Annotated in this window: 1 protein-coding gene; it reads left to right on the top strand. The window is 43.2% G+C overall.

Translation table 11 applies throughout. From position 1 onward, the window contains the following. The coding region (locus tag ACESY8_RS19750) for a hypothetical protein (RefSeq protein ID WP_498794976.1) at nt 1-555 on the top strand (555 nt) is incomplete at its 5' end. Nucleotides 556-563 lie beyond the last annotated feature (8 nt).

The raw sequence follows: 563 nt of genomic DNA, 5'->3' as shown, positions 1-563 counted from the left end.
TACGGCGGAATAAATGATATGCCAACTGGCTGGACGACATCCAAAGAGAATAAGCGAGTATACGCTCTTTGGTTTGATATGCTGCGTCGTTGCTATGATGAGGAGCAATTACAACGGGTAAGAGGACGGACTTATAATGATTGCTCCGTTTGCGAAAGATGGTTTTACCTGTCTAATTTTTACGAGGACATTCAGAAGCTTCCGGGGTATTCCGAATGGGTGAAGAACGGAAAAATGTCGATTGACAAGGATTTGTTTTCAAGCGGCGGGAAGGAGTATAGTCCTAAAACGTGTTGCTTTGTTCCAATGGCTGTAAACATTTCCGAAGCAGGAAGAAGAAATATTGAGAATATCCGAAAACTACATAAAACAAATAGAGTTAAGTATGTATTCTCAAAAGGAAATGAGCAGATTGTGTTTGGCTCCGAAAAAGAAGCTTGCGAAGCAATGGGTGTTCGACAGTGTTCTGTGGCCTCTTGCTACCGAAGAGGAACTAAGTGTAAAGGCTATACTATTGCCCGCATGGACGAGGAGGACGAGCATGAGGCTGATTGATAGAAGCG

The organism is Clostridium sp. ATCC BAA-442 (assembly GCF_964239415.1).
GTDB classification, from domain to species: domain Bacteria; phylum Bacillota; class Clostridia; order Oscillospirales; family Oscillospiraceae; genus Flavonifractor; species Flavonifractor plautii.
The sequence above is the reverse complement of the archived record's forward strand: the minus strand, read 5'-3'. Positions and strand labels throughout refer to the sequence as shown.